This window comes from Streptomyces sp. NPDC001220, assembly GCF_053597895.1.
In genome coordinates, this window is the sequence record NZ_JBSFJE010000048.1 from 1 (window position 1) to 3,108 (window position 3,108).

The following is a 3,108-nucleotide window of genomic DNA, read 5'->3' on the forward strand; positions in this document are numbered from 1 at the left end:
ATGCGGTTGGTCCAGCCGGTGTGGGTGGAGGCGACGCCCTTGGGGGTGCCGGTGGAGCCGGAGGTGTAGTACACCGACACCAGGTGATCCCCGGTCACGCCACTGTCGGGCGCGGTCGGTGACGTCCCGGTCAGCGTCCCCGGGCCGCAGTCCAGCACGGTGAAGCCGCCCTGGGCGTCGGCGAGCAGAGCCGCACGCTCGGCGTCCGTGCAGGCCACCGGTGCACCGGCGTCGGCGAGGACCCGCACCGCACGCCCGACCGGAAGATCCGGGTCCAGCGGGACGAAGGCACCGCCCGCCTTGAGCACGGCCAGGAGCGTCACGACCATCTCGGCGGACCGGTCCATCCAGAGGCCGACCGGTGTGTCGGCCCGGACTCCCACCGCCCGCAGCCGCTCTGCCAGGTGGTTGGCGCGCCCCGTCAACTCGGCGTAGGACAGGGTGCCTTCGGAGTCCGTCACGGCCGGCGCGTGCGGGGTGGCCGCGGCCACGGCGTCCACCAGATCGGTCAGCAGACCCTCCGGGAACACCACCTTCTCGCCCAGCCCCGCCGCCAGCAGCCGCTCGCGTTCGGCCTCGTCGACCATGCCGACACCCGAGACGGGACGGGTGGGATGCGCCAGCGCGTTGCGCAGGAAGGCGACGAAGTGCCGCAGCAGCCGGTCGATCGTGCCGGGATCGAAGAGGTCCGCCTCGTAGTACGCGATCCCGGTGAACGTGTCACCGGCCCGGGTGAGGGCCACGTTCAGGTCGAACCTCGACTTGCCGTCGACCAACTCGACCCGCTCGGCCGTCAGACCGGGCAGCACCAGGTCGTCCGTCTCCTCGTCGCCCAGGGCGAACAGCACCTGGAACAGCGGGTTGCGGCTCGGGTCCCGCTCCGGCCGGAGCTCCTCCAGCAGTGCCTCGAAGGGGAGTTCCTGGTGCTCGTAGGAGGCGAGCGTGTTCGCCCGGGTCCGGGCCAGCAGCGCCTCGAACGACGGGTCGTCGGCCAACTCGGTCCGGATCAGCAGGGTGTTGACGAAGTAACCGATCAGCGCGTCGAGTTCGGGACGGACCCGGCCGGCGATCGGGGTGCCCAGGGTGACGTCCCGGGTGGCCGAGTGCCGGGCCAGGACCACGCTGAACGCGGCGGTCAGCGTCATGAACGGGGTCGCGTTGTGCTCCCGCGAGAAGCGGTTGACCGCCGCCCCCAGCTCGCCGTCGATCGTGAAGGAGACCTGGGCGCCGTTCCCGGTCCGCACGGCCGGCCGGGGCCGGTCCGTGGGCAGTTCGTCGGCGCTCGCGTCCGCCAGCCGCTCCCGCCAGTGGTCCAGCTGGTGCCGCAGCCGCTCCGGCGTCTGATGGACCCGGCTCCACGCCGCGTAGTCCCCGTACTGGAGGGGCAGCGGCGGCAGCTCCGGCTCCCGGCCGGCCGCCACCGCCCCGTACGCCCGGGACAGCTCCGACCACAGCACCCGCATCGAGGTGCCGTCGATCGCGATGTGGTGGACCACCAGCACCAGCAGGGCGTCGTCCGCGGCCAGCCGCACCACGGCGACCCGGAACACCGGACCGTCCGACAGCGAGAACGGCTCGCGCATCAGCTCGCGGGCGATCGCGACGCCCGCCGCGTACCGTTCCGCGGCATCGTCCCCGGCCGCCTCGTGCACCGGGACCGGCACCGGCGCAGCCGGCAGCACCCGGGGGACGGGGGCGCCGTCCCGCTCGTCGAAGACCGTCCGCAGCACCTCGTGCCGTCCGGCGACCACCGTGAAGCTCCGGGCCAGCACACCGACGTCGAGAGCGCCCCGGACCCGGATCACCGTGGAGGTGTTGTAGCCCGGCATCATCTGTTCCAGGAGCCACATCCGCTCCTGCGAGTACGACGCCACGGGCGCGCCCGGGTCGGCCACCGGGATGGCCGTCGCCGCCGCGTCGGCGCGCTGGGCGGCACGGGCGCCCTGGAGCAGCGACCTGACCTGTGCACGCCGCGCTTCCTGCGCACCTGCCTCGGGGTCGGCCTGGGGAATCCGGCTCGTGGTCATGAGCGGGTCCTCTCGGCGGTGGTGTCCGGGGCCGAAGCAGAGGCCGTGTCGGAGGCCGAAGCCGTGTCCCTGGCCGAAGCCGTGTCCCCGGCCGAAGCCGTGTCCCCGGCCGAAGCGGTGTCCGCCTCCGGGTCGCCGACCGCGTCCAGCAGCAGGTTCTCCAGGGCGGTGGCCATGGTGTGGATGGTGGGGTTGTCGAAGATGAGGGCGAGCGGGACGTCCACCGACAGCGCCGAGCGCAGCCGGGAGACGATCCGGGTGGCCAGCAGTGAATGCCCGCCCAGGGCGAAGAAGTTGGCGTGGATGTCCAGGTCGGAGCGGTCCAGCACCTCCGCCCAGATGCCGTCGATCAGCTGCTCGGCCTCGGTGGCCGGCCGCACCGCGACCGCGTCCGCCTCGTACCGCGGCTCGGGGAGGGCGCGGTGGTCGGTCTTGCCGTTGGCGTTGACGGGGATGCGGTCCAGCACGGTGATGCTGGAAGGGATCATGTAGAGGGGGAGCTGGTCGCTGAGGTGGGTGTTGAGGTCGGCCAGCAGGTCCTCCGCCGGCCCGGGGTGTCCGGTGGTGATGTAGGCGGCGAGGCGGTGGTCGCCGGGGGTGGGTTCCCATTTGGTGACGACGGCGTCGTGGACGTGGGGGTGGCGGCGGAGGGTGTGTTCGATCTCGGCGGGTTCGATGCGGATGCCGCGGATCTTGACCTGGCTGTCCGCACGCCCCAGGAACGTCAGCCTGCCGTCCGGGCGGCGCACGCCCCGGTCGCCGGTCCGGTAGAGCCGCTCTCCGTCGGCGAACGGGTGCGGGACGAAGGCCGCGGCGGTCTTGCGGGCGTCGCCGAGGTAGCCGCGGGCCAGACCCACGCCGCCCAGGTACAGCTCACCGGGGACCCCGTCGGGCACCGGGTTGAGGTGTTCGTCGAGCACCAGGACCTGGTTGTTCGCGATCGCCTCGCCGAGGGAGACGTCACCTGCCCACTCGTCCTCGGGGACGCAGGTGTGGCTGGTGGAGTCGATGGAGACTTCGGTGGCGCCCCATTGGTTGTGGAGGTGGGCTCCGGTGGGGGCGAGGCGTTGGTGGAATTTGG

General features: G+C 72.6%; 2 protein-coding genes. Both read right to left on the minus strand.

The genetic code is table 11. From position 1 onward, the window contains the following. Positions 1 to 2,027 (minus strand): condensation domain-containing protein (locus tag ACWDGI_RS43515; protein WP_450768592.1); only part of this gene is annotated, 2,027 nt, incomplete at its 3' end. Beyond that, positions 2,024 to 3,108: non-ribosomal peptide synthetase (locus ACWDGI_RS43520; protein ID WP_450768593.1), on the minus strand; the 1,085-nt coding region annotated here is incomplete at its 5' end. The genes ACWDGI_RS43515 and ACWDGI_RS43520, both read right to left, overlap by 4 nt.